This is a genomic window from Roseburia sp. OM03-7AC (assembly GCF_003462625.1).
Classification (GTDB): Bacteria; Bacillota; Clostridia; order Lachnospirales; family Lachnospiraceae; genus Roseburia_C; species Roseburia_C amylophila.
In genome coordinates this window covers 69,728-95,390 of the sequence record NZ_QTZJ01000002.1, presented here as the reverse complement: position 1 = coordinate 95,390, position 25,663 = coordinate 69,728, and the positions used below count along the sequence as shown (strand labels likewise).

Sequence of the window (25,663 nt, the reverse complement as noted above, 5' to 3'; positions counted from 1 at the left end):
TACTACCTCCTATTCCTGAAATACTTTTCCGGCTACTTCTTCAATCAACTGTGCAGTTCCATCCACACCCAGCAAATCGCTGTTAATCAGCATATCCCTGTTATGTCTGTCTCCACGATTGCTTCCGGTCAGTGCCATATGTCTTTTGTGATAACGTTTATCTTTTTCCACAATCAGCAATTTTGCATCATCTGCCGAAAGATTGTGGCTTTCCATTACATTCTTTATCCGGATTTCGTCCGGTGCATAAATGAAAATGCGTAATATTGGTTTCTGTTCTTTTAAAATATAATCAGCAGAACGTCCTATAATCACACAGGACTCTCTTGCTGCGAGTTTTCGAATAATTGTTTTCTGGACGTGAATTGCACGTTCTGTCAAATCAGCGTATTTGGAGAAAGAACCCCTGACATCACCTTCTGCTCCTTTACCGGCAATGGTCACTCCTTCTTCTACCTTTTCCATAATATCTTTGGGAATTCCTACTTCTTTGATAATCTCATCTACCGTTTCACGGTCATAAAACTTGATGCCCAAATCCTGTGCAACCTTTCTCCCAATCTGATTTCCTTTTGCGCCATATTCGCATCCTATTGTAATAACAAGATGTTCCATTTTGCTTCCCTTCCTTAATGTATATACATGCGTTTTTTCTCATCCATACGAACCTGCCACTGGCAGCTTCGTATGGATGCCTGACAACTATCTGCATAAAAAAGACGAGGGCGCACTTATTTTCTGTGACATCCTCGTCTTTTCTATTTCTTATTTTTATCTTTCTGTTATTCTTCCGGTGCCCGGTTTGAAGGACACGAATTCCTAAATTTCTTACTTTTCCAGTGATTTTACCGTTTCTTCAATGATTGCATATGCCTTGTCGCATTCTTCTGCGGATACGATAAGTGGCGGCACCATACGAATGACATGTGCACCGATAGCTGTAATCAGAAGCTTTCTGTCTAAGCAGCCATGTTTTACATCTACACCGGAAATGGTATCATCAAATTCTACACCAACTAATAAGCCCTGATGTCTTACTTCTTTGACATGTGGTAATTTTTCTAATTTTGCTGAGAAATAATCTCCCATCTTCTTTGCATTTCCAGCTAAGTCATTGTCTAATAGCTCTCCTACCTCAGCTAAGGCTGCTGCACAGCTGATTGGATGTCCACCAAAGGTTGTTCCGTGGGAACCTGGTGTAAATGCTTTGGCGACCTCTTCCGTTGCACAGATTGCACCGATTGGCATTCCGCCGCCAAGACCTTTTGCCATAGATACGATATCCGGTTTTACGCCATAATTCATATAAGACATTACTGCTCCGGTTCTGCACCATCCGGTCTGTACCTCATCTAATAATAAGAGCATTCCTTTTTCATCACAGAATTCTCTTAAGCCTTTCATAAATTCCATGGTTGCCGGATGTACTCCGCCTTCACCCTGTACCGGCTCGATCATAATTGCAATGGTATTCTCTGTGCATGCATTTTTAAATGCTTCCAAATCGTTGTATGGTGCATAAGAAAATCCATAAGTCATTGGTCCGAATCCTACCTGGCAGCCATTTCCCGGCTGACCGGTTGCTGACATTGCTCCAAATGTTCTTCCGTGGAATCCCATTTTAGCAGTTACGATATGATATTTATTTGGACCGTATTTTTCAATTCCATATTTACGGGCCATTTTAATCATTGCTTCGTTTGCTTCTGTTCCAGAGTTCTGATAGAAAATTTTATCCATGCCAATGGTCTTACAAACTTTTTCTGCTAATAGTGCCTGTGGAATGGTATATGGATAGTTGAAGGTATGCATGATATCATCTACCTGATCTTTTACTGCTGCTACTACCTTCGGGTTACGGTTTCCTGCATTGTTAACAGCGATTCCTGCATAGAAGTCAAGATACGGTGTTCCTTTCTCATCATAGAGGTACATGCCCTCTGCTGTCTCAGCCAGGAAATCGAAACGCTCATATGTTTCAATCATATATTTATTTACTTTATCTTTAATGTCCTGTACGCTTAATCCTGTGTCTTTTAATTTCATAATTGAATCCTCCTTGACATATTCTTTACTCTTTTTTGTTTTCTCTTTAAACCGGTTTGTTTTGTTCAATCGACGGAACAATGAATGTGCCTCGGCACATTCTCGCGCCTGCGTCGGTCGCTTGCGACATCTACCTTATACGCCGCAGTGCGCATCCTCGCGGAGCGTTTTTTACTTTACAGGAAAGCAATTTCCTGTAAAGTAAAAAAGGCACTTACCGATTGGTAAGCGCCTTCGCTTTTGTTTGTCTATTATTTTAAACAGTTATACAATATCACGTCTTTTTTGCTCTGTCAATATTTTTTTACAAAAAGTTGCATTTTCCTGTTTTTTCTGCTTTTTTCAGTCTGTTCGTTAGAATTAATAGAATATATTGTGTTATTTTGTGTATTATATCGTACATTTGTATTATCCATTCGTACACTATAGTATCGTTTTGACTTTATACACTCTCCGCTCCGATATAAGCTTCGATTCTATCCCGTTGTAAATGCTCTCCGATTACAATAATAACTTCCTGGCCTTCCTGAATCGGTTCCATCCGCACTCCGTTATGGGTAGCATTAAGTTGTATCCAGGAATTATCTTCTGCTTTTATAAATCCCTTAATCCGAAATACTGCTCCGCAGGAACTGTCTTCTAAGATTTCTTTTGCAACCTTCTGCATTTTTTCTGCCGTCATAGGTACATTCATAAAATACTGTGACTCGAAGCCGGAGTGTTCCTCCAGATCCATTTTCTCATAATTTTCCATCACATAGCCGCTGCTCATAATCCAGTGTAAATCTTCCGAAGTAAGCTGCGGTGTACTCTTACGCAGAATCTCTTTTTCAATTCTTCTCTTACAGTGTATCTTCTCCAATGCTTCGTTGATGTGTGAAACCGTTGCATCCATTTCTTCTGCTGTAGCTTCATCTGCATGGCTTAATAGAATGCAGCCTGCATCTGCCACCTCTGATGCCAAAATAAAATCTGCCTCATCAGACAGCTCTTTTTCCAGCTTGGCATCTACGATTGCAATTACATTTCCAATCTCATACCACTGATCCAGCGGTTCTTCCCTCAATGCATCAAAGAATTCGTCCACATCAAAAATTCCGGATGGCTCCACCAGCACCCTGTCATATCCGCACATGCCCATGGCGATTAGCTTTGTCTTAAAACGTCTTCTGTGGCAGTCCTTATCACAGCCTCCGGCTACCATTTCCAACTCACAGTTATCTCCCATCAAATCCTGCAGCAGCATCATGTCCACATTTACTGCGCCATAGTCATTCTCCAAGATTCCAATATTCATGCCCTGTTCCATCAGATACTGGGCGTATTTTCTTATAAATGTTGTTTTACCGGAACCTAAAAAGCCGGTAATTAAGTCGATTTTTACCATGTTTGTCTTCCTCCTTCTCAGACATCCCGCTCCAGCCGCCGCAAGAGCTCCTGGTATGCCTCCATTACTTTATCATGATGACTTCGGATATAATCCGTATCCGGAATGTCATGATTCTTGATGGCATACTCTAATCCCTTAAACTGCTCGGACAGCTCCATGGCTCCGATATTCGCAGACACATTTTTCAGTCCATGCACATGAATCTGATACTGTGCCCAGGCCCCTGCCTCATAATCCTGCTGCAGAGTATCCACCATCTCATCTTTCAGATAGACTTTTAATATCTTAAAATAAAACGCTTCATCTCCCATGCATACGGACATTCCCTGCTCGGTGTCAAGGTATGGGAAACGCTCCTGCAATAATTTCTTATTTTCTTCTGCTCCACCGTCAGAATTTTGCTTTTCCACTGTATCTGTCTGCTTATCCGCCAGAAAACGTTCCAGTATCTTCCACATCTTCTCTTCAAAAATTGGCTTCGAAATATAATCTACAAATCCCTGCTGCAGATACATTTCCTTTGCTCCTTTTACCGCATTGGCTGTCATGGCAATTACCGGTGTAGTTTTATTCTGATGATTCATTCGCTTCATTTCCTCAAAGGTGGCAATGCCATCCATATCCGGCATCATCTGATCCATGAAAATAAGATCATAGTGCTGCTCTTTCATCAGAGTCAGCCCTTCTTCTCCACTGCCTGCCACATCCACGATTGCACCAGTCTGCAGCAGCATCTCCCTTGCTACGATACGGTTCATTTCCATATCATCAACCACCAGAATATGTGCGCCCTTAAACTGCGGAACCTCTTTCTGCAATGCCGCAGATAATTCGTAGTTTTCAAATATCTGCTTCATATCTCCTACTCCATCCAGACAGATGACCTTCTGCGGTATGATTGCCGTAAATGTTGAGCCTTCACCATACTGGCTTTCTACCTGTACTTCTCCGTGCATCATATCTACCAGACGTTTCGTCAGGCTCAATCCCAGTCCGGTTCCCTGAATATTCCGGTTCTTATGTTCCTCCAGCCTGGTAAAATTCTGAAAAAGATTCTCCATATCCTTCTTCCGGATTCCAATTCCACTGTCCTTTACATCGATACGCAGATTAATATTTTCCTCATCTATCCTGCTATAAGAAATTTTTAAAATTACATGACCACGCTTCGTATATTTTACCGCATTGGACAGGAAATTATTTACAATCTGGCGGATACGGACATCATCTCCATATAAAATGGATGGAAGATTCTCATCAATTTCCATATACAGATCCAGATTCTTTTTCTTGCAGTTAGAGGCAACTATCGTATAGCAGTCATTGATGAGGGATGCCAGCTCATAACCCTCGCAAAGCAGCTCCATCTTTCCGGATTCAATTTTGGAAATGTCCAAAATGTCATTTACAATGGCAAGCAGAGTTCTGCTGGCCCGCTGCATATTTCCTGCATACTCTGCAATCTTCTCTCTTGGCAGTGTATCAATCTGCCGGAGCAGGAGGCTGTTCATTCCCATAATACCGTTGATTGGCGTACGGATTTCATGGGACATATTCGTAAGGAAATCGGTCTTCGCCCGGTCTGACACCCGTAGCCGCTCTAAAAGTCCTTCTTCGTAAGTAATATCCACCAGTGTTACGATAGTGTTCTGCATCTCGCCATATTCATCGCAGACCATCGAAGAAGTTACCGATAAAATCTGATTGCCCTGCAGGCATTTCACCTTGCAATGCTCTAATTTTCCCTGATAAAGCTGTTCTGCAAATTCTTCCTTATTGCCCTCGCAGGTTACCAGTTCTTCAAAAGGCTGTTCCACATCTGCACCAAACAACACTTCTGCATTTGTATTATGTAAAATATGTGTTCTCTGATAATCATATACCATCACACCATAGTCAATCTGATTAAACAGATAATCTGAAACTGTTAATTTTGATATTCCAAAAGTATCATACCGGATACTAAAAAATACAGTCATTAAAAACGAAACTGTTACACCATAAACCGAACTGGGATAAGATTTAATTCCGTAAAACGGTAACACCGTATCCGGAATTGACGAAAGAAGCATAATTGTATTTCCCAGAATGATATATGCCACATATTTCCTCTGACTTTTACGCATAATTTTCTTCGACCAATATAGTACAATATAGATGCAGCACAAAAAGCAAAGCATAATATACATCCAGTGGTAAAACACGCTGCCATGAAATTCTGTGGTAAAGCAGGTTCTTCCATTGACCCTGTAAAAATGGCGGATCCGCATACTTCCAAAAGAAACACCATCCACCAGAGATGTCAGTATTCCTAATCCAACCATCAGACCATATCCCTTTATTTTTACACCAGTCAGACACGCCACATAAATTACAATCGCAATGACATATAAATTAAAGCCCACAATTGTCATGCAAAAGAAATTCTGTGCCAATCTGTCATCTGTACAATTTCCATACAATGCTGAACCCAGCGCCCAGATTCCTCCTCCTATTCCCAGAAGCAGGATGCAAATCCGCCCCTTGTTTTTCGTATTATTAATAAAAAAGTAAAAGATGCCAACGCCAATACATATAGTTGCACATGCCACCAAAAGCACTGTTGTAATCATTCCTGCTTCCATCAATTTTTCTCCCGGGTTGTTTTACTTCATTATATATAAAATCCAGTTTGTTCGCAATAAAACAATCCCTGTGGAAGCTGCCACCAGCATTTTCTTATTGCCGCAAAAAAGCAGGAGCTCCGTTCCAGTTCCGGTGTTCCTGCTTTTTTCTGTCTTTTTCTAATTTTCCAACTCTGTTCCTACTTTGAACTTTTATTTTGAACTTTTATTTCAAACTTTTTACTTCAAACTCTTATCCCAAACTCTTATTTTAATTCTCCTGCCGGATGTATCATATCCGGTGTAATCAGCCCTTTGATAATCAGGTACTGCTCAATGGTTTTTACACAGTTCTGCACGCCAACCCGCTCACTGTTTAATGTCATGTCATAATTGACCGGGTTTGTCCAGTAATTTCCATGGGTGTAATATTCATAATAATCTGCCCGGAATTTATCCGTCCGCTCTATGGTTGCATTAGCGACCTCTTCGCTCACGCCCATATTTTCCATGGTACGGTTCACGCAGAATGCTCTCGGTGCCTCAATATAGATGCTCACCACATTTGGTTTGCCCTTCAGTACATAATCGGCACATTTTCCGACGATGACGCAGGACTCTTTTTCTGCCAGATCTTTGATAATTTCACTCTGATATTCAAACAGCTTGTCATCCGATACGAATTTTTCATTTCTGGAAATGTAACGTCTTGACCGTGGCAGTCCTCTTAAAAAGCTGGAAAATCCACTGGTCTCCCTCATTTTTTCATTTACTTCCTGAAAAATATTCTCATCCAGTCCACTGAGCTGGCTTGCCAGTGTTAAGATTCGGTTTTCATAACAGTGAATACCTAACTCCTTTGCCAGCTGGGAAGCAATCGCCTTTCCGCCTGTTCCGAATCCTCTTGCAAAGGTTATTACAAAATTCTCCATATTTTCTGTCCTCCTTTAACCTGCTAAATAACGACTTAAGAATTCCCGTGTTCTCGGATTCTTCGGATTGGTAAACAGTTCGGATGGAGCTGCATCCTCTGCCACATAGCCGGAATCCATGAAAATGGTTCTGGTGGACACATCCCTTGCAAATGCCATCTCATGAGTAACAATAATCATGGTAAGTCCCGTCTTGGCAAGCTCTTTCATAACATTTAATACTTCTCCTACCATTTCCGGGTCCAGTGCAGAAGTCGGCTCATCGAAAAGAAGTACTTCCGGATTCATGCAAAGAGACCTTGCAATGGCAACCCTCTGTTTCTGTCCTCCGGAAAGCTGTGATGGTTTTGCATTGATATAAGGAGCCATTCCTACATCCTTTAAATGTGTGATTGCCCGGTTAAATGCCTCTTCTTTGGAAATATGAAGCACCTTTCTGGTGCAGAGCATGCAGTTCTGCAATACAGTCATATTGTTAAATAGGTTAAAGGACTGAAATACCATTCCCACCCTGGAGCGGTATTCATTGATGTCTTTCTGTACATTCCGGACTTCCTTATCATGGTAAAGAATTTTGCCGGAGGTCTGCCGCTCCAGTTTATTGATACACCGCAGCAGCGTCGACTTTCCAGAACCGGAAGAACCCACTATACAGATAATTTCTCCTGCTTCTATATCAATATCTATTTTTCTTAAAACCTCATGGTCCCCAAATGATTTGCTCAAATCCTTGATTGAAATTACTGTTTCTCCCATATCCGTTCCTCCTACTGATTATCCATATACTCAATTGCCAGTGCGTAATCTGTCTTACCCTGCATTTTCTTTTCAATAAATTTGAAAATTTTATCAAACACAAAGCACAATACAAAGTAAATCACTGCAATTACCAGATATGACTCGAAGTATTTATAATAATTTCCTCCGACTGTTTTCGCAGCCATGAAAAGTTCCTGTACTGCAATTACATTTAATACGGATGTCATCTTCAGGTTTGTCAGGAATGTATTTGCCATCTCTGGGATAATATTTTTAAATGCCTGTGGCAATACCACATACAACATTGTCTTAAATGGCGACATTCCCATTGCCCATGCACCTTCACGCTGGCCCATATCAATGGAGCCGATTCCGGCACGTACTGTCTCACCCATGTAAGCTCCGGTATTTAATACCGTTACCACAATACCTGCAAATACCGGTGTCATTTCTACTCCCAGCATTTTTATTCCATAGTATACAATCATTGCCTGAACAATCATTGGAGTGTCACGGAAGATTTCCACATATACGGTAAAAATGATTTTCAAAAGCCGCATCAGAAGCTTCTTGAAAACATTATCACCCTCGCTGATTTTTGCATCATTTACAAGTCCGACAATATAGCCTAACACAAAACCAACCAGCGTTCCGATTACAGCAATTTCCAGTGTAAGCCAGGTTCCTTTGATAAACATACTTGCATATTTCTGGGCTAAAAATATCATCCACTCTAACGAATTACTCGGATTTTCTATTAACATATTTCTCTACCTCACTTTATCTATTTACTCAGCTTACGCTGGAAATATTTCTAGTTTGCTGCCGGCTGCTGTGTCAGAACAGTATCCATCAGCTCATCCATTTTGGCTTTATCATTCCAGCCAATGGCATCCATAGCATCCTGGATTTTATCTCTTAATGCGGTATTATCTTTTCTGGTAGCGATACATACATTTACCATTTCATCATCACCGGTGAAAGAATCATCTGCATCTAACTGAATAATCACAAGGTCATCATTGGTAAGTGCTGCTGACTGTGCGGTTGGCAAATCTACGACACATACATCTGCAACACCATTGGATATTGCCATGAAACATTCGGATGTTGTCTCATAATTTCCTGACTGCTCTGCACCTTCAATCTGATCCAAAAGAGGTACCCAGCCGGTTCCTAACTGTGTTGTTACTTTACATCCGGTTCCTGCCAGATCAGAAAGTCCTTTTACATTTTCATAAGCACTTCCCTTTTTTACTACGATACAGTTATCTCTGTAATAATATGGTTCTGTAAATGAATAAGAAGCTTCTCTTTCTGCTGTTTTTCCCATTCCTGCAATGATTACATCATAATCTCCTGCATCTAATGAGATTCCAATGGAAGACCATTCTACTTTATGAACCTCTAAATCCATTCCCATCTCATCAGCAAGCTTCTGGGCTACTGCCACATCATATCCATATGCATAATAGTCAGATCCATAAATCGGAACCGCCTTGCTTCCATCCGGTGTTGTATCACTGTCCTGTGTCCAGTTAAATGGAGCATATGCACATTCCATTCCAACTCTTAATACATTCTTATCAGATGTCTCTGCTGTCTCTGAGGTTTTCACATCTGTATCGGATGTTTTTGTATCTGATGAACCACATCCTGCCAATGTAGATATTGCCATAACTCCTGTCAGTACCAATGCTAATAATTTTCTTTTATTCATAATATGTTCCTCCTTAAATGCAAATGTGAAGCCGACTTTTTGTTTCTCTAGAGTATCAAAAAAGACGCTTGAGATTTCTTTCTCTCAAAGCGTCTTTGCTGATAGACAGTATAGTATACTTTCTTTTTCTTCTTTTCAACTTTCAAGTTGCACAATTTGATTGTGCATTTTGCACAGTATCTTAATTAAACATCAATCTTTTTACCAGAATACAGTTTACAATATCGAGATATTCCATGGAATCTTCCAGGTCAACCTCCAGTATTTCTTCTATCTTCTTCAGGCGGTACTGCAGGGAATTCCGATGGATATACAAAGCCTCTGCTGTCTTTCCCACATTAAATCCACTCATATAATATGTCAGCAGTGTCTCCACCAGAAATGCCCCATTGGTCTGGTCATACATCTCAAGCTTCTTTAATTTGTCATTGCAGTAGTCCAGTATCTCCTGCTGATTTCCCTTGTTAAACATATATTTATAAATGCCCATGGAACTGGCACTAAGCACTTTTTTATTAGTAGGATTCGGCAGATAATCTTTCTTTGGGATCAGATTTTTTGCTTCCTGATAGCTCTTGCCAAATTCAGACGGATCCGTATAAGCTGCGCCTAAAATACAGGTACTGTGTATCAGCCCATCGAACTGCGGGCGGCTGTCCAGTTTCTTTAGCAATTGTTCAATCTGCCGTTCTGTCTCCTTATCCTCCGTTGCCTCAAACAGCAGCACAAATTTATTTAAGAAACGCATATACATCGGACGATTTTCCATATGCATTACTTCCCGGTTCAGACAGTCCGTATAATAGAGATAAGTATGCTCATCCTGCTCCAGGTTAATTCCATATTTCCGGTCAATTACAATGATTCCAACACGATATGCCCGGTCGAAAGCCAGTCCAAACTGGCTGGATATTTTTTCAATATATTTATCATTTACTTCATATCCAAACAGCAAATTATATAAATAGTCCCCGGTACGCTTATTTGTAATATTGGTTTCCAGTATCAGCTGCCCGATACTCTGTGCAATATCCACGAAGGTTGCGCCTTCCCAGCGGACATAGAACAGTGGCAATTTCAATTCAACCGCCTTGTCTATCATTTTCTGTGGAATTTTCTCCCGGTCATCCACAATTGATATTGCAAGTCCGGAAATTCCCAGTGCATTCAGTTCTACCATTGTTTCAAAGGTCTTCTCAATGTCAAACCGCAGATAATCCACTACAATCAGTGCGAAGTTGCCAGGATTCATATGCTCTTCATAGGGCTTCGTCTGCACAAAATATGTCCAGGACACCACTCTGTCCAGTCCTACTTCCCCTGTCAGCAGTTCTACTCCATCCAGATCCAAATTATTGACGTCTCTACAAGTAACCATAATGTCTCCCTCTGTTGGTTGTATGCAAGTTGCAAAAAACCCGGAGAAGTGCGAACACTCTCCGGGTTAATTTTACTTATTTTAGCAATTCATTGCAAGAGCAAAGATTACTCAATAACTGTAGCAACACGTCCTGAACCTACAGTACGTCCACCCTCACGGATAGCGAAAGTAAGACCCTGCTCCATAGCTACTGGATGGATCAGTTCGATAGTCATTTCTACGTTATCACCAGGCATACACATCTCTGTACCTGCTGGTAATTCACAAACACCAGTTACGTCAGTTGTTCTGAAGTAGAACTGTGGTCTGTAGTTATTGAAGAAAGGTGTATGACGTCCACCTTCATCTTTTGTTAAAACGTAAACCTGAGCTGTAAATTTTCTGTGGCAAGTAACAGTACCTGGTTTAGCAAGAACCTGTCCACGAACGATCTGGTCACGGTTAACACCACGAAGAAGTGCACCGATGTTATCACCAGCCTGAGCCTCGTCTAACTGTTTACGGAACATCTCGATACCAGTTACAACTGTCTTCTGAACATCTTCCTTAACACCAAGGATTTCAAGTTCGTCATTCAGATGTAATGTTCCTCTTTCTACTCTACCTGTTGCAACAGTACCACGACCTGTGATTGTGAATACGTCCTCAACTGGCATTAAGAAAGGTTTATCTGTATCACGCTGTGGATCTGGGATATAGCTATCTACAGTATCCATTAATTCCATGATCTTGTCGCCCCATGGTCCGTTAGGATCTTCAAGAGCTTTAAGAGCAGAACCCTGGATGATTGGGCAGCCTTCAAAACCATATTCCTCTAACTGCTCTGTAACTTCCATTTCTACTAACTCGATTAACTCTGGGTCGTCTACCATATCACATTTGTTTAAGAAAACAACGATGTAAGGTACACCTACCTGACGAGACAGAAGGATGTGCTCCTTTGTCTGAGCCATAACACCATCAGTTGCAGCAACAACAAGGATAGCGCCGTCCATCTGAGCTGCTCCGGTAATCATGTTCTTTACGTAGTCAGCATGTCCAGGACAGTCAACGTGTGCGTAATGTCTCTTCTCTGTTTCATACTCAACGTGAGCTGTAGAGATAGTGATACCTCTTTCTCTCTCTTCTGGAGCTTTATCGATGTTAGCGAAATCTGTAGCTGTATTACCTGCAACTCTTGCTGCTAAAACTGCTGTAATAGCTGCTGTTAAAGTTGTTTTACCATGGTCTACGTGACCAATGGTTCCGATATTACAATGTGGTTTGGTTCTTTCAAACTTAGCTTTTGCCATTTTAAAACGTCCTCCTTAATTTTATGCCCTTTCTGGGCGCTTATTTTTACATTTTAATAAGTCACTCGGCTATTTCTGATTATATAAAAAACTTGCGAGTTTTTCAAGCATTTTTATTATTTTGCTTTAGATGCAACAATCTTGTCCTGTACAGACTTCGGAACCTGCTCATATTTCTCGAAGAACATTGAGTAGTTACCACGTCCCTGAGTTCTGGAACGTAAGTCTGTTGAGTATCCAAACATCTCAGCAAGCGGAACATATGCTTTAACCATTTTTCCACCACCGATGTCATCCATACCTTCGATACGTCCACGACGAGAGTTAATGTCACCAATAACATCTCCCATGTACTCTTCCGGCATAGTAACTTCAACTTTCATGATTGGCTCAAGAATTACAGGAGCTGCTTTTGCCATAGCCTCTTTGAAAGCCATGGATCCGGCAATGTGGAATGCCATCTCAGATGAATCGACCTCATGGTAAGATCCATCATATACGGTAGCATGAACACCTACTACTGGGAATCCTGCAAGGATACCAGCTTTGGTAGCTTCTTCGATACCTTCGCCTACTGCAGGGATGTATTCCTTAGGAATAGCACCACCAACAACTGCAGAATCAAACTTGAAGAGTTCATCTCCGTTAGCATCCATCGGCTCGAATTTAACTTTACAGTGTCCGTACTGTCCACGTCCACCAGACTGTTTTGCATATTTGTATTCCTGATCAACTGGCTTTGTAAATGTCTCTTTGTAAGCAACCTGTGGAGCACCTACGTTTGCTTCTACGTGGAATTCACGAAGCAGACGGTCAACAATGATTTCCAGATGGAGCTCACCCATACCAGCGATGATGGTCTGTCCTGTTTCTGTATTTGTATGAGCACGGAAAGTAGGATCTTCTTCTGCAAGTTTTGCAAGAGCTTCACCCATCTTACCCTGTCCAGCTTTTGTCTTAGGCTCGATAGCAAGCTCGATAACTGGCTCTGGGAATTCCATGGACTCTAAGATAACCGGATGCTGTTCATCACAGATGGTATCACCAGTAGTTGTAAACTTAAATCCAACGGCTGCTGCAATATCTCCAGAGTAAACTTTTTCAAGCTCTGCTCTCTTGTTTGCATGCATCTGAAGGATACGGCCTACACGTTCTTTTTTATCTTTTGTTGCATTCAGTACGTAAGATCCGGAGTTCATTACACCAGAGTAAACACGGAAGAATGCAAGTTTTCCTACGAATGGGTCAGTCATAATCTTGAATGCAAGAGCGGAGAATGGTTCATCATCAGATGAATGTCTCTCTACTTCATTTCCTTCAAGGTCAACACCCTTAATAGCTGGGATGTCTGTTGGAGCTGGCATATATTCTACGATAGCATCCAATAATTTCTGAACACCCTTGTTACGGTAAGCAGAACCACAACATACCGGAACTGCTGTACACTCGCAGGTACCTTTTCTGAGGGCAGCCTTCATATCATCAACAGATGGCTCTTCTCCCTCTAAATACTGCATCATAAGGTCATCATCTAACTCGCAGATTTTCTCAACCAGTTCGGTATGATATAATTCTGCGTCGTCTTTCATATCATCCGGGATGTCTGTTACAGAGATATCATCTCCCTTATCATCATTGTAGATGTAAGCTTTCATCTCAAATAAATCAATAATTCCCTTAAAATCATCTTCTTTACCGATTGGTAACTGAAGAACGATTGCATTTTTACCTAATCTTGTACGAATCTGATCAACAGCTCCGTAGAAGTTTGCACCCAAGATATCCATTTTGTTAATGAATGCCATTCTAGGTACGTTGTATGTGTCAGCCTGACGCCATACATTTTCTGACTGAGGCTCTACTCCACCTTTTGCACAGAACACGCCGACAGCGCCGTCCAGTACACGAAGTGAACGCTCAACCTCAACCGTAAAGTCTACGTGTCCAGGAGTATCAATGATATTGATACGATGCTCTAAAGCACCTTTCTTTGGCTTTGTAAACTCTTCCAAAGTCCAGTGACATGTCGTAGCGGCTGAAGTAATGGTAATACCTCTTTCCTGCTCCTGCTCCATCCAGTCCATGGTAGCAGTACCTTCATGAGTATCACCAATCTTATAGTTAACACCGGTATAATAAAGGATACGCTCTGTCAACGTTGTTTTACCAGCATCGATGTGCGCCATAATACCAATGTTTCTGGTTCTCTCTAACGGATATTCTCTTCCAGCCAAGGTTTTTTCCTCCTAATTTTCTTAACCGAAAAAATATGCTCTCGTTCTGATTAGAAACGATAGTGTGCGAAAGCTTTGTTTGCTTCTGCCATCTTGTGCATATCTTCTTTTTTCTTTACAGATGCACCAGTATTGTTTGCTGCATCCATGATCTCATTTGCCAGTCTTTCTTCCATTGTCTTCTCGCCTCTCTTGCGTGAAAACAGTGTAAGCCAACGAAGAGCCAGAGCCTGACGACGGTCCGGTCTAACTTCGATAGGTACCTGGTAAGTTGCTCCACCGATACGTCTAGCCTTTACCTCAAGTACTGGCATAACGTTGTTCATAGCTTCCTCGAATACTTCAAGAGCTGGTCTCTCAGTCTTCTCTGCAACTCTGTCAAATGCACCGTATACAATCTTCTGTGCAATACCTTTCTTACCATCTAACATAATGTTGTTGATAAGCTTGGTAACCACTTTGTTATTGTACATCGGATCTGCTAATACGTCTCTTTTCTGAGTATGTCCTTTACGTGGCACGTTACTTCCCTCCTTAATCATGTTTTGCATCACAGGTCATTGTGCCTGTCATGTAGTATTTGTTTCGATTAATTCAACGGTACTCACATGTGTCTCTCTAAAATGTGTTCGTGCGGAAATATATCGTATGTGACAATAATTCCAACACTTACCTTTAGCTCTGTTTGTGATACTATTGGTGTGCGCTAAGCTTATTTAGCGTCTTTTGGTCTCTTAGCGCCGTATTTGGAACGAGCCTGTTTTCTGTTAGCGACTCCTGCTGTATCAAGAGTTCCACGGATAATATGGTATCTTGTACCTGGTAAGTCCTTAACACGACCACCACGGATAAGAACAACGCTATGTTCCTGTAAGTTGTGTCCCTCTCCTGGAATGTAGCTTGTTACTTCGATTCCGTTGGAAAGACGTACTCTGGCGATCTTTCTAAGAGCTGAGTTAGGTTTTTTAGGTGTAGCTGTCTTAACAGCGGTACAAACACCTCTCTTCTGAGGAGCAGAAGTATCAGTTGCTTTCTTCTTTAAAGAATTGTAGCCCTTCTGAAGTGCAGGTGCAGTAGACTTCTTAACAGATGTCTGACGTCCTTTTCTTACTAACTGGTTAAATGTTGGCATTATTTTCACCTCCTGTGCTATTATTTGATAAATGTGCATTTGTATGCACACTAATTCAGTATATAAGCCGATTCGCCACTTGTCAAGCAAATTTTTCGTGCAAGCTACGAGCCAGAGAAAAAAGAAGGCTTTCAGCTGTTCAAATTTATTTGATAACGGCTGAAAGCTTTCTTTTTGATGTGGTGACAGCCACGACTGAGATGGAGCGTCAGCGGAATCGAAGTTCTCTGGCTCGCTGGCTGGGACTTTCTGATGATGTGGCGACAGCCACGACTGAGATGGAGCGTCAGCGGAATCGAAGTGGCGTTTCTCTTTCTTATGCCTGAATCTTTCCGTTCATGTGGCGACAGCCACGACTGAGATGGAGCGTCAGCGGAATTGAAGTGGCGTCTTTTCACACTAAATGCAGCAACATATTCCTTTTAGTATGATTTTTCCGCAACTTTTCTTACTTTTCTCATACTAAATCTGTCTTTATCTTCTTTTAAGTATGATTTTTCTGCTTTATAACTTACTTTTCAAGAGATTTTCTCTCATTTTTCATACCATTTCTTCTATATTATTAGCGTTAGTATGATATTTCTGTTAACCAACTATTTTTCAGCTATCATTCTTCCTCCTAATTATGCTGCTTCTCAGTAAAAAATGTCATCGAAGCGTAGTACCCTTTTCCCGGCTATGTAGCCCGGTTGCGATGGGAACCCACCATTACAATATTGAAGCGCAGCACTCTTTTCCGGGCTATATATTGCCTGCCATCCCATAAAATCTATTCCTTATATCTCTTCGAAACGGCTGGCATCCAGATACTTTATTACCCTTGCCGGATTTCCGACTGCGACTGCATAGTCCGGCACATCTTTTGTCACTACTGATGCTGCCCCGACGATGGCATGTTTTCCAATGCTTACCCCCGGCAGGATGCTTGCGCCCGCGCCAATCCATGCGGCTTTTTTAATTAACACCGGCTTGCAAGTCAGTATCGACAAATCATAAGGATCATGATTATTCGAAATTAGCTGGACATTAGCTGCAATCTGCACGCCATCCTCTATGGCGATTCCACCACGTGCCATTGCCAGCAGCCCAGAATTAATATAAACATTTTTTCCAATTTTCATGGTACTGACACAGGCACCACTGATTGGTGCTGCAACGTAGCTTCCCTCTCCAAGGTTCTCTCCAAACAATTCTTTTAAAAGTGTCTGATATTCTTCCGTAAAAGGCATCGTATGGTTCATTTGAAACATAATCTGCGCCGCCCTTACATTTTCTTCCCGGTCTTTTGGATTTGGTATTCTCATATCAACTCTTACTTCTTTGCAATCCATTCGCCGTATTCTCCTTAATTATTCTTCCTTTGGCAATTAACCATTTGAATGCAATCGTGTTTCCGCTGTTTCTGCACGCTGAGCCCAGTCTTTCACGCTGAGGCCGTCCTTTTCTACTTTACACATAAGAAACCATATCTTTACGCCTGCTGCACCTGCCTCTTCCAATGCTTTTCCAAACTCAGGATGGGTCATTACATTTGCCCGCACTTCTTCCACACCTTCCATCTGAATTACAAATGCCAATATACATTCATAGCCAGCCTTCCTTGCTTCTGCCAGCTCCCGCAAATGTTTCACGCCACGTTCCGTCGGTGCATCCGGGAAATAACCAATGCCATCACGTTCCAAAGTACAGCCCTTTACTTCCATTAAATATTCCTGCTGTCCCTTTTTCATATAAAAATCTATCCTGGAATTTCCATATTTATATTCCGGTCTAATCAAATCAAACGATTGTGTCTCAAGCCATTCTTTTGCCACCTTGTTAGGCGCCTGACTATCTATATTAATAAGCCCGAAATTTTCTTTATATACAGCAATCAGATCATATGCTGTCTTTCGTTTTGGATTGTCTGCCACTTCCAGATAGACTGCTGCATCCGGAAGCAGCAGTTCCCTGCAGCGCCCGGTATTTTTTACATGCACCGTCTGAAGTTCTCCATCAATTTTAACATGCGCAATAAAACGGTTGGGACGGTCTACAAATTTTCCCTCTATCACTTTTTGATATTTCAATTTCTATATCCTCTGATTCCTGTTTATCTTATTTCTGAAAAGTCAGACGCATCTGGTTCCACACCGCGTCTCCATGGGCAGACTCTGATACGCCTTCATTTTCAAATCCAAATTTCGCATAGTAATGTATCAGCTTATCCTTGCAGGTCAGCACCAGCCCTTTTCTTCCCTGGGCTTTCGCATCCGCAATAGCTCTTTTTAATAACTGTTCTGCACGACCGTGTCTTCGATATGCAGGAATGGTATTCACACCGAAAATCATCTGCCAGTCCCCCTGCTCCTCATGCAGGTCTGCCTTTTCATACATTTCATCTGTAAGGTCTTTCTGATTAGTCACCATGCCATCAACAAATGCCACCAGATGTCCCCCATCGAACATCAGCCAGAAATGGTCTTTATAATATTTTAAACGTTCTGCGAATTCTTCCTTTGTTGCTGCTTCTGCCGGTGGAAAACATTCTGTCTCCACTGCTGTAATTGCATCAATATCTTCCATCTGCGCGGTACGGATTGTCATTTTGTGTACTCCTTTTATAACTCTTTATAACTTTTTAATTCTTTTATAACCTTTTATAACTTTCTCCTATTGTATAACCCCTTATGATTTTTCTCAAGAGACGAATTCCAGTTCTCGTAGTATTTCCTGTGAAACGGGAAAAGCACAACAGCCTTGTTCTTTATCAAAGACAATTTCTGTCGTGCTTTTCTATTCTGTTTTTTATTATATTTTTCTGTTCTGCTTTCTGAAATCCAAACTATTCTTTCACTGGCACCAGGCGAATGTTTACTCCGCTTACCTTCAATTCCACGCCATCACTCAGTTCCACATTTTTCACTTCTGGTGTATAAAGACCATTTCCATCGTCTACTCCAAACATCTCATTCATTCCACCATCATATAAATTTGATGTGCTGACGTTTCCGGTTCCATCCACAGCTGTTACGGTATAAGTTCCTGCCGGGAAATCTGTGCCTGCCGTATAATTGCCACTGCCTAATTCCACTGCCGCTGATTCATCATATTCTCTTCCACTCATGCCTCCGGTTACTTCTGTATAACTGACCTGTACTACTACATCTCCTGAAATCTTAAGTTCCACGTTTTCCTTTATTTTCAATCCATTAAAAGAGGATTCATAAAGTCCGTTCCCATCATCCACGCCAAACATTGCATTGATGCCGCCATTAAACATATTACTGCTGCTGACATTTCCATTTCCGCTTACTGCTGTCAGATTGCACTTACCAACTGGAAGGTCAACACCTGCTGTGTAATGTCCTGCTCCAAGCGTATAGTCCGTCTCGATTTGTGATAAATCTTCTTCCGGAGCATCTTCCTTCCCAACATCTTTATCAGTATCTTTGCTCTTGCCGCTCTCTGCCTGTTCTGTGTCTGTAACAGAATTCTTATCCGAATCCTTCTTGCTGCTTCCACCGCCTGCTGCAATTGCAAATACGACTACAACGATAATTACCCAGAACCACCATTTCTTATAAATTGGTTTCTTTACTTTTTCCATCTTATGCCTCCCGTTTTCATAAATCTTATGTATGAGACAATCATATATGAGTCGGAAGGTTTTGTGGTATGCTGACGGCATACATTTTTAAATCGTTTTTATGTCAATCATTTTCCTGTCTCTTCCTGCCAGGCAATTTCTATTGTGATGTCAGCCCAAGCAGCGTAAATTTTACATAATTTTCCAGTAGCATTCCAAAATAGAAAAGGATAAGTGCCAGGATAATCCGGATGATTATCCGTACCGGTTTCTGAAGCGAACGGATTCCCGGAACTTTGGTATCCCACAGCAGGAAATTGAATCCCACCGCGCAGGACAGCCATGCATAGATAAGTACCGCAATTGCTTCCAGTCCAAAAGCGGCCGGCGTTTTACCATACATCATCATAAACTGTATACTGCCTATAATCAGAAACAGATAAATAAAAACTGCCAGTATCTCTTTCCAGACAACTCCGGTCCGGAAGCCCGGAAGAATCGTCTGCTTCCCCTGGGGCATTTGTCTCTCCGGTTTAAATGCCAGCCTGAGTTCACTGACACTCTGGTAGCGGTTCTGTGGGTCAATCTCTATGCACTTTTTTATGATACCCTGGAATGGTTTTTTCCCTGTCAGCCGTACATTCGGCAGCACGCCCTCTAACATCACATTCATCAGGACACCCACTGCATAAATATCTGCCGTTGCATCTGTCTGAAGGAAACCATACTGTTCCGGAGATGCAAAGCCAACCGTTCCAAGAATCGTTGTGTCTGCATTCCGGTTCATTTTCCATTGCCGAGAAATGTCAAAATCCAGTAATTTTACAACTCCATCTGTGGAAATCAATATATTTTTCGGTGAAATATCCCGATGTACAATTCCCTGTGCATGAATCTGCTCCAGCACCTCCAACAGCTGCTGTGCATAATTTCCGACAAGTTCCGGCGGCATTGTCCCATATCGCCGCAATTTTTCATCCAGTGTTTCTCCACTGATATATTCTTCTAATATCACGCCCACATCCTGCTGCTCTTTGCAGCTTATGATTCTTACAAGATGTGGACTTTGCAGGTTCTGTAATTTACAATAAATAGGAATAAGATGTAAATGAATTACTGTATGAATTAGGATATAAGGAACTCGCCTGAAATTATTTTCTTACTTCGCCCAGCAAAGCTGTGGCAGGAAATGTTTTTCCTGTTTCAAAATGAATTTCATTAAATTCAGCAGCATTGGTGACAACCAATGCGGTAACTGTAGAAAATCCTTTTAATTTCACAAATTCCAGATCACAGCTTATAAGTTTCTGTCCCTTTGTTACCTTGTCCCCTTCTTTTGCAAATACTTCAAAGCCCTGTCCATTCAGTTCCACTGTATCCATACCTATATGAATCAGCAGTTCTGCACCCTTTGGTGTCTCTATTCCAATGGCATGTCCAGTTTCTGCCACAGAAACGATTTTACCATCTGCCGGTGCATAAACGGTGCCATCTTCCGGGCAGATACCACATCCTGTTCCCAGCATTCCTTCTGCAAATATTGCATCCGGAATCTGTGCCTGTTCGATATATTTTCCATTCATCGGAGCAAATATTTCTTCTCCACTTTCTTTTTTCTTAAAAAACATTATCTATTTCCTTTCCCATCCTCTGTTTCTTCTGCACATTTTTCCTTACTGCAAATCCGGTTTACATGCAGAATCAGATACATTTTTTCCTCTTCTGTTACTTCACAATCTAATTTCTGATTCAGATATTCTATAATACAATCCACACATCTGGAAATATCCGCAAACTCTTCCCTGAGATTCTGATACAGTGTGATATTATCCGTATCAATATATTGTTTACTGCAAATCCGGTCCAAAAGATATTTTATATGAGTTGCAAATCTGGCATAATCAAAGGATTCTTTATTTACCACGATATGAAGCTCCTTTTCTATAATCCGGCCGATATCCTTCAATACGCCTTCGAAGTCAATCTTATCCGTTCCATTTGTCTTCTGCTCGGATGTAATCTTTGCACTTATGATAGACATGGCAATTCCTGATAATTCATTTCTTTTTAATTTCACATGAAATACTTTGTCCATTTGTGCCACAATATACCGGCTCAATTTCATTTCCATGGGATACTGCTGCTCCATGTCATAAATAAGCGGCATCTCAATATAAATTTTCTTCCTCTCCCGCTCCATTGCAAATGCCAGATGGTCCGCCAGTGTCAGCACAAGATTTGGATTTAAATCATAATCCAGCTTGCTCTGTACCACCGGCAGTATTTTCATTGTAAATTCTATGATATCCATCGGCAGTTCATTCATCAGTCCCATGTACTGTGCGCTGATATTGTAAAATGTCCTGTCTATATTTTCCAGTTTTATCTCATATGGCATCTGTGGAAATCCAATTCCCTTTCCAAAAGCAATTAATTCACAACCATTCCCATCTTTACATACTGCTACATTATTATTGATTTTCTTAATTGCAAGCATCGCTTTTTCCTCCACATGAGTTTTCTCTATTATACTACGTTACTGATAGTATCTTCCATCATCTTTTTCACCAAATACACCAATATTATAATCGATTCCTGTTACCAACCACCTGCCATCCTCTTTTTTCAGGTGCCACAGGTAGTCTACCGAATAAAACATAGTATCAATATTACCAGCATGGGTAAATTTTGTGCCGATTCTGTGCGGTTCATACCGCCATACCACCATTTCTGCTTCATTGCCGGTTTGCTTTATCGACACAATCTTTCCCACATGCGACATACTGTTTTCCTTTTTCCGCTTTCCCTGCAGCATAGTGAGCAGTTCCTTTTTTCCTTCAAAGGAGTTTCCCGGTATATTCGACTGAATCGTCTCTGTCATAACCGATGCTGTAATCTCAAAGTCATCCTCATCAATCCCCCATGCATACCGGCAGAACAGATCTGCAATCTTTTCTTCCTCTGTCCAGTCTTCCCCATTGTCCATTACCCGCCATGGTGCTTCCTCTTTTGAAATAACAGGATGTTTTTTATAGCCGGTCCAGATATCATAATCAATTAACTTCCACCATCCACGGACAAAGGATGTATTTCCGCATTCCATATCATGGCAGTATTTCAGACTACTCATTTTCCATATCGCATCTTCCTTTATCCAGTTTATCAGATAGTGTCCGCCAAATGTAAACCAGTGTAAATAATAATCTTCCTTCACTCCCACTGTTGCAATCACATATGCCGACTGCACCGCCTGATCCTTTTCCTGAAAAATACATGTATTGTAAATCCGGTACCGGCTGAAATCCAGCTTTGGTCCTCTCCAGACCAATTTCTCTTTGACTGCATCAAATCCCTCCGCATCTCCAACCGTTTCCGACTGCATTCTGCAATCTTTGGCAATGACCACCTCCCAGAACTTCGCATCATTCTTTTCCAGACCCTGGACAAAATATTCAAACTGTTGCTTTATTTTATCTCTTTCTCTCATATGATAAACTCTCTTTTCCCCGCTTTCTATAACCTGACGGTACCAGTAATAAGATTCTTTTGGAATTCTCTTTCCACTTCCATTTCCTTTGTTATCAAAGTCTACATAAATAATTCCATAGCGTTTATCCATTTCACCTGTACTCACACCTACTAAATCTATACATCCCCACGCCGTATAAGCCTTCACATCCGCACCATCTTCCAGTGCTTCTTTTACGGCATTTATATGTTCCTTTAAATAGGCAATGCGGTAGGTATCCTGAATTTTTCCATTTTCTATATGGTCTCGTGCTCCCAGACCATTTTCCAATACCATAAGCGGGACTTCATACCTTCCATACAATTCATTCAAAGCAATCCGAAGTCCCTCTGCATCAATCTGCCAGCCCCACTCACTTTGTTTTAAATATGGATTCTTCACTCCTACCATCAGGTTTCCCATGGAGGACTCCAATCCCTGCTGTCCACTGATACAATTCGAAAAATAATAACTGAATCCACAAAAATCGGCTGTTCCTTTCTGCAAAAGTTCTTCCTCTTCTTTACTGCATGTTATCGAAATCTTATTTTTCCGGAAAAACTTTTTCATATACCATGGATACTTTCCTTTTAACCGCACATCCAGGCAAAAGAGATTGTGAATCTTATGATGCTCCTGTGCCATTCTTACATCCTCCGGTCTGCAGGAATAAGGATAAGTACAGTAATAGGCAATCATTGTACCAACCCTGATATGTGGATATTTTTCATGTGCATATGCACTTACCCATGCTGCCGCAAGAAACTGGTGATGCAAACACCGGTATCTTCTTTCCATGTCATCCTGTTCCGGTAAAATATTGCATCCTTCTTTTTCGATTATTCCACCGCCAAATACTGTTCCAAGCGGCAGTGTCAGGCAGTTTATCTCATTAAAAGGAATCCAGTAAACCACCAGATCTGCATATTCATCGATTATGGTTTTTGCATATTTTTCATATAGCGGGATCAGCTTTGGATTACTCCAGCCTTCATATTTCATTGCAAGTGCCAATGGCAGATCATAATGCAGAATTGTAACTATCGGCTCTATCTTATATTTTCTGCAGGTTTCAAACACGCTTCTATAGTAGTCTAAGCCTGCCTGATTCGGAGTTTCTTCCTCTCCAGTTGGGAATATTCTTGTCCACGCAACAGACATCCGGAAACATCGAAATCCTGCTTCTGCAAATAATTTGATATCTTCTTCATAATGCTCATAAAAATGATTTCCATAATGGGATGGATAAATATATTTTTTATCTAAGGAGGGGAAGCATTTTCTCCCCTCCTCCTTATCTCCCAATGCCATACAGTCTGCTATGCTGGCTCCTTTTCCATTTACATTCCAGCCGCCTTCTGTCTGACACGCTGACACAGCACCACCCCACAGAAAATCATCCGGAAAGCTTCCTTTATCTTGCTGCATCCTTTCTCTCTCCTTTACCAAATCCAAACACTGCCATCAAAATAAATCCTGCGACCATACTTACTGCTGCTGCCAGTAAATAGAATCTAAATGTATCTGAAAAATATCCGGATAATCCTAAAATCCCTGCATTGACAAATCCCATTGCCTTACATCCGAAAATCCCCATTATCATACCGCCCAGGGCTCCGGCAATACCAATCACTGCATAAGAACGTTTATATTTCATACATACGCCAAAGAGAATCGGCTCTGTCACTCCGGCAAGTAATGCGGTAATTCCGCTTGCTCCTGCAAGAGATTTTACTTCCTTGTCTTTGCTTCTGAACCAGATAGCAAATGCCACTCCAATCTGTGCATAACAGGTTGCACTCATAAATGCCAATACCGGGTCAGCTCCCATATTTGTAAAATTCAACATGATAATAGGTACCAGTGCCATATGTACACCAAGAATAGTCAGATATCCAACAGTTCCACCTACCAGAATTCCAAACAAAACTGCATTGGTATCATTCAGCCAGTTACTTGCCTTTCCAATCAGATTGGACAATTCACTGGATGCCGGGCCAATTACCAATACACTCAATACCACCATAACAAAAATGGTAATCAGTGGCACAAATAATAACTGGATTGATTTTGGAATAAACCTCTTCAGTAATTTTTCCAGTTGAGCCTGTATAGGTACTATAATTAATGCTGGTATAATCATGGAAGAATATGTTATTACCGTTAGCGGCAGTCCAAATAATGTTAATGGATCTTCTGCTCCTGCCAGTGCCGTAAAATTCGGTTCCATCAACGCTCCCATGATAACCATTGCAACAACAATATTTGCTTTTAAATATTTTGCTGTATTATATGCAATTAAAAGTGGTATAAAATAAAATACTGCATTTCCTGCTGCTGACAATACAGCATACGTTGCGCTGGTTGCATCCAGCCAGCCTAAATAAGTAAACAAGGACAGGAATCCCTTTAACATACCGGAACCAACCAGTGCCGGAACCAATGGTATGAATGCATTGCTGATATAATCTAATATCTGCTGTCCGATTTTTTTCTTTTCTCCAGCCTCTTCTCCATCTGTAATATCTAATTCTGTAGTTTTGATATTTGCAATTTTGCAGACACAGTCATAGACATCATTTACATCTTTTCCGATGATTACCTGAAACTGTCCTCCTGCATTTTTTATGCCCAGTACTCCCTGTAATGCCTCTATTTCCTCTACTTTCACCAGGCTGGTATCTTTTAATGTAAACCGCAGTCTGGTCATACAATGTGTGCAATTACTTATATTTGCTGCTCCCCCTATTCTTTCCAGTATTTCTTCCGCTATTTTTTCAAATTTACTCTGCATATGAAACACTCTCCTTTCTGCTGCCTCGTTTTATAACAATCATTTTGAACAAAAAATACCCAAAACACATAGCACGCGCTTTACTATGTCCTTTGGGTAATGCTCCTGTTTCCAGGATAACAATCCTCTCGGAAATTTCCATTTGCTGCAACAAAAAAGCTCCTCTTTGGCACCATACAACGAAAAGCTGTACAAGTAATGCCTCCAAGGAGTTACAATCTTGTTCTCAATTGATATTTTTATAGTACCATGCAAATCCAGCAATTACAAGCCGTAATATTTGCCAAATTATACCAGCAAATTT

Annotated in this window: 22 protein-coding genes; all 22 read right to left on the bottom strand. The window is 41.1% G+C overall.

Annotated elements, in window-relative coordinates:
• Positions 1 to 9: 9 nt before the first annotated feature.
• Positions 10 to 615: a cytidylate kinase-like family protein gene (locus DXB39_RS06805; RefSeq protein WP_117841438.1), complete on the bottom strand. Its 606-nt coding sequence runs from the start codon at positions 613 to 615 to the stop codon at positions 10 to 12.
• A 213-nt stretch (positions 616 to 828) separates the two neighbouring features.
• The gene (locus DXB39_RS06800) at positions 829 to 2,046 is read right to left on the bottom strand and encodes an aspartate aminotransferase family protein (RefSeq protein WP_117697227.1); all 1,218 of its coding nucleotides are present in this window, start codon (positions 2,044 to 2,046) and stop codon (positions 829 to 831) included.
• Positions 2,047 to 2,488: 442 nt separating this feature from the next.
• Positions 2,489 to 3,433, bottom strand: coding sequence for a GTP-binding protein (locus tag DXB39_RS06795; RefSeq protein ID WP_117841439.1), 945 nt, complete (start codon positions 3,431 to 3,433; stop codon positions 2,489 to 2,491).
• Between the two features lie 17 nt (positions 3,434 to 3,450).
• A complete protein-coding gene (locus tag DXB39_RS06790; protein ID WP_117841440.1) occupies positions 3,451 to 6,060 on the bottom strand; it encodes an ATP-binding protein in 2,610 nt (869 codons plus the stop codon).
• A 245-nt stretch (positions 6,061 to 6,305) separates the two neighbouring features.
• Positions 6,306 to 6,971 carry a cytidylate kinase-like family protein gene (locus DXB39_RS06785; protein WP_117697233.1) on the bottom strand — a complete coding sequence of 222 codons (666 nt, stop codon included), beginning with the start codon at positions 6,969 to 6,971 and terminating at the stop codon, positions 6,306 to 6,308.
• Positions 6,972 to 6,986: 15 nt separating this feature from the next.
• The gene (locus tag DXB39_RS06780; RefSeq protein ID WP_117841441.1) at positions 6,987 to 7,727 is read right to left on the bottom strand and encodes an amino acid ABC transporter ATP-binding protein; all 741 of its coding nucleotides are present in this window, start codon (positions 7,725 to 7,727) and stop codon (positions 6,987 to 6,989) included.
• A gap of 11 nt (positions 7,728 to 7,738) precedes the next feature.
• Positions 7,739 to 8,494 (bottom strand): amino acid ABC transporter permease, encoded by a 756-nt coding sequence (locus DXB39_RS06775; protein WP_117841442.1) that lies wholly within the window; start codon positions 8,492 to 8,494, stop codon positions 7,739 to 7,741.
• A gap of 50 nt (positions 8,495 to 8,544) precedes the next feature.
• Positions 8,545 to 9,450: a transporter substrate-binding domain-containing protein gene (locus tag DXB39_RS06770; protein WP_199535121.1), complete on the bottom strand. Its 906-nt coding sequence runs from the start codon at positions 9,448 to 9,450 to the stop codon at positions 8,545 to 8,547.
• A gap of 181 nt (positions 9,451 to 9,631) precedes the next feature.
• Complete coding sequence (locus DXB39_RS06765) at positions 9,632 to 10,828, bottom strand: helix-turn-helix domain-containing protein (RefSeq protein ID WP_243006007.1); 1,197 nt, start codon at positions 10,826 to 10,828, stop codon at positions 9,632 to 9,634.
• A 107-nt stretch (positions 10,829 to 10,935) separates the two neighbouring features.
• Positions 10,936 to 12,123, bottom strand: a complete 1,188-nt coding sequence (gene tuf, locus DXB39_RS06760; RefSeq protein ID WP_117697235.1) for an elongation factor Tu — start codon at positions 12,121 to 12,123, stop codon at positions 10,936 to 10,938.
• 116 nt (positions 12,124 to 12,239) lie between these two features.
• Positions 12,240 to 14,357 carry an elongation factor G gene (fusA, locus tag DXB39_RS06755; protein ID WP_117841443.1) on the bottom strand — a complete coding sequence of 706 codons (2,118 nt, stop codon included), beginning with the start codon at positions 14,355 to 14,357 and terminating at the stop codon, positions 12,240 to 12,242.
• A gap of 50 nt (positions 14,358 to 14,407) precedes the next feature.
• Positions 14,408 to 14,878, bottom strand: a complete 471-nt coding sequence (gene rpsG / locus DXB39_RS06750; RefSeq protein ID WP_207659146.1) for a 30S ribosomal protein S7 — start codon at positions 14,876 to 14,878, stop codon at positions 14,408 to 14,410.
• A 191-nt stretch (positions 14,879 to 15,069) separates the two neighbouring features.
• The gene (gene rpsL / locus DXB39_RS06745; RefSeq protein ID WP_022242941.1) at positions 15,070 to 15,489 is read right to left on the bottom strand and encodes a 30S ribosomal protein S12; all 420 of its coding nucleotides are present in this window, start codon (positions 15,487 to 15,489) and stop codon (positions 15,070 to 15,072) included.
• A 776-nt stretch (positions 15,490 to 16,265) separates the two neighbouring features.
• Positions 16,266 to 16,820: an acyltransferase gene (locus tag DXB39_RS06740; RefSeq protein ID WP_117697243.1), complete on the bottom strand. Its 555-nt coding sequence runs from the start codon at positions 16,818 to 16,820 to the stop codon at positions 16,266 to 16,268.
• Between the two features lie 36 nt (positions 16,821 to 16,856).
• Positions 16,857 to 17,558, bottom strand: a complete 702-nt coding sequence (gene sfsA / locus DXB39_RS06735) for a DNA/RNA nuclease SfsA (protein WP_117841444.1) — start codon at positions 17,556 to 17,558, stop codon at positions 16,857 to 16,859.
• 28 nt (positions 17,559 to 17,586) lie between these two features.
• Entirely contained in the window at positions 17,587 to 18,075 is a 489-nt protein-coding gene (locus DXB39_RS06730) for a GNAT family N-acetyltransferase (RefSeq protein ID WP_117841445.1), read from the bottom strand.
• Positions 18,076 to 18,313: 238 nt separating this feature from the next.
• Complete coding sequence (locus tag DXB39_RS06725; protein ID WP_117841446.1) at positions 18,314 to 19,078, bottom strand: hypothetical protein; 765 nt, start codon at positions 19,076 to 19,078, stop codon at positions 18,314 to 18,316.
• Positions 19,079 to 19,217: 139 nt separating this feature from the next.
• Positions 19,218 to 20,129 (bottom strand): serine/threonine-protein kinase, encoded by a 912-nt coding sequence (locus tag DXB39_RS06720; protein ID WP_278336364.1) that lies wholly within the window; start codon positions 20,127 to 20,129, stop codon positions 19,218 to 19,220.
• A 79-nt stretch (positions 20,130 to 20,208) separates the two neighbouring features.
• Positions 20,209 to 20,685 (bottom strand): PTS sugar transporter subunit IIA, encoded by a 477-nt coding sequence (locus DXB39_RS06715; RefSeq protein WP_117841448.1) that lies wholly within the window; start codon positions 20,683 to 20,685, stop codon positions 20,209 to 20,211.
• Positions 20,685 to 21,554 (bottom strand): PRD domain-containing protein, encoded by an 870-nt coding sequence (locus tag DXB39_RS06710; protein ID WP_117697257.1) that lies wholly within the window; start codon positions 21,552 to 21,554, stop codon positions 20,685 to 20,687. The genes DXB39_RS06715 and DXB39_RS06710 overlap by 1 nt, the downstream gene beginning before the upstream one ends.
• Positions 21,555 to 21,593: 39 nt before the next feature.
• Positions 21,594 to 23,993, bottom strand: a complete 2,400-nt coding sequence (locus tag DXB39_RS15190) for a family 1 glycosylhydrolase (RefSeq protein ID WP_117841449.1) — start codon at positions 23,991 to 23,993, stop codon at positions 21,594 to 21,596.
• The gene (locus DXB39_RS06700) at positions 23,980 to 25,359 is read right to left on the bottom strand and encodes a PTS transporter subunit EIIC (RefSeq protein WP_117841450.1); all 1,380 of its coding nucleotides are present in this window, start codon (positions 25,357 to 25,359) and stop codon (positions 23,980 to 23,982) included. The genes DXB39_RS15190 and DXB39_RS06700 overlap by 14 nt, the downstream gene beginning before the upstream one ends.
• Between the last annotated feature and the right edge of the window lie 304 nt (positions 25,360 to 25,663).

Bases quoted from the DNA above. Each gene is read 5' to 3' on its own strand.
- DXB39_RS06805 (WP_117841438.1), bottom strand. From the start codon at position 615: ATGGAACATCTTGTTATTACAATAGGATGCGAATATGGCGCAAAAGGA.
- DXB39_RS06800 (WP_117697227.1), bottom strand. From the start codon at position 2,046: ATGAAATTAAAAGACACAGGATTAAGCGTACAGGACATTAAAGATAAA.
- DXB39_RS06795 (WP_117841439.1), bottom strand. From the start codon at position 3,433: ATGGTAAAAATCGACTTAATTACCGGCTTTTTAGGTTCCGGTAAAACA.
- DXB39_RS06790 (WP_117841440.1), bottom strand. From the start codon at position 6,060: ATGGAAGCAGGAATGATTACAACAGTGCTTTTGGTGGCATGTGCAACT.
- DXB39_RS06785 (WP_117697233.1), bottom strand. From the start codon at position 6,971: ATGGAGAATTTTGTAATAACCTTTGCAAGAGGATTCGGAACAGGCGGA.
- DXB39_RS06780 (WP_117841441.1), bottom strand. From the start codon at position 7,727: ATGGGAGAAACAGTAATTTCAATCAAGGATTTGAGCAAATCATTTGGG.
- DXB39_RS06775 (WP_117841442.1), bottom strand. From the start codon at position 8,494: ATGTTAATAGAAAATCCGAGTAATTCGTTAGAGTGGATGATATTTTTA.
- DXB39_RS06770 (WP_199535121.1), bottom strand. From the start codon at position 9,450: ATGAATAAAAGAAAATTATTAGCATTGGTACTGACAGGAGTTATGGCA.
- DXB39_RS06765 (WP_243006007.1), bottom strand. From the start codon at position 10,828: ATGGTTACTTGTAGAGACGTCAATAATTTGGATCTGGATGGAGTAGAA.
- tuf (WP_117697235.1), bottom strand. From the start codon at position 12,123: ATGGCAAAAGCTAAGTTTGAAAGAACCAAACCACATTGTAATATCGGA.
- rpsL (WP_022242941.1), bottom strand. From the start codon at position 15,489: ATGCCAACATTTAACCAGTTAGTAAGAAAAGGACGTCAGACATCTGTT.
- DXB39_RS06740 (WP_117697243.1), bottom strand. From the start codon at position 16,820: ATGGATTGCAAAGAAGTAAGAGTTGATATGAGAATACCAAATCCAAAA.
- DXB39_RS06730 (WP_117841445.1), bottom strand. From the start codon at position 18,075: ATGACAATCCGTACCGCGCAGATGGAAGATATTGATGCAATTACAGCA.
- DXB39_RS06725 (WP_117841446.1), bottom strand. From the start codon at position 19,078: ATGGAAAAAGTAAAGAAACCAATTTATAAGAAATGGTGGTTCTGGGTA.
- DXB39_RS06715 (WP_117841448.1), bottom strand. From the start codon at position 20,685: ATGTTTTTTAAGAAAAAAGAAAGTGGAGAAGAAATATTTGCTCCGATG.
- DXB39_RS06710 (WP_117697257.1), bottom strand. From the start codon at position 21,554: ATGCTTGCAATTAAGAAAATCAATAATAATGTAGCAGTATGTAAAGAT.
- DXB39_RS15190 (WP_117841449.1), bottom strand. From the start codon at position 23,993: ATGCAGCAAGATAAAGGAAGCTTTCCGGATGATTTTCTGTGGGGTGGT.
- DXB39_RS06700 (WP_117841450.1), bottom strand. From the start codon at position 25,359: ATGCAGAGTAAATTTGAAAAAATAGCGGAAGAAATACTGGAAAGAATA.